Origin of the sequence: Pseudomonas sp. FSL R10-1350 (genome assembly GCF_009600525.1) — a bacterium.
In the GTDB taxonomy this organism is placed as follows: Bacteria; Pseudomonadota; Gammaproteobacteria; order Pseudomonadales; family Pseudomonadaceae; genus Aquipseudomonas; species Aquipseudomonas helleri.
In genome coordinates this window covers 1-818 of sequence record NZ_WIVR01000165.1, presented here as the reverse complement: position 1 = coordinate 818, position 818 = coordinate 1, and the positions used below count along the sequence as shown (strand labels likewise).

Here is an 818-nt window from a genome sequence, read left to right as displayed (position 1 = left end):
TATCACAACGGCCACTCGACGAATGTCCGGCGGCAACGCTGCCGAAACGCTTGCGTCCGTACCTGCTGATGTTCGATGCCGAAGGCACGCCGACAGGCCTGCATGCCGATCGTTACGAATTCTGGCTTTACCGTCAGGTCAGGAAACGCTTCCAGGCGGGCGAGCTCTACATTGACGACAGCTTGCAGCACCGGCATTTGTCCGACGAGTTGGTTTCGATGGACGAGAAAGCCGCCGTGCTCGCGCAGATGGACATCCCCTTCCTGCGGCAGCCGGTCAGTGCCCAGCTCGATGCACTGGCGGCCGAGTTGCGTGCGCAATGGGTGGCGTTCAATCGCGAGCTGAAACAGGGCAAGCTGACGCACCTGGAATACGACAAGGACACGCAGAGACTGACCTGGCGCAAGCCCAAGGGGGAGAACCAGAAGGCGCGCGAGCAAGCTCTCTACGAGCAACTGCCATACTGCGATGTCGCCGACGTGTTTCGCTTCGTCAACGGCCAGTGCCAGTTCCTGTCGGCGCTGACACCATTGCAGCCACGCTATGCGAAGAAGGTAGCCGACGCCGTCTGTCTGATGGCGGTGATCATTGCCCAAGCCATGAACCACGGCAACCAGGTTATGGCACGTACCAGCGACATCCCGTACCACGTCCTGGAGAGTACCTACCAGCAGTACCTGCGCCAGGCGACGCTACATGTGGCCAACGATTGCATCAGCAACGCCATCGCCGCACTGCCGATCTTCCCGCATTACTCGTTCGACCTCGATTCGTTGTACGGTGCCGTTGATGGGCAGAAATTCGGCGTCGAGCGACCA

Annotated in this window: 1 protein-coding gene; it reads left to right on the top strand. The window is 60.1% G+C overall.

The window, feature by feature from the left end:
• Positions 1-818: Tn3 family transposase (locus GHO25_RS25660; RefSeq protein WP_153393392.1), on the top strand; the 818-nt coding region annotated here is incomplete at both ends.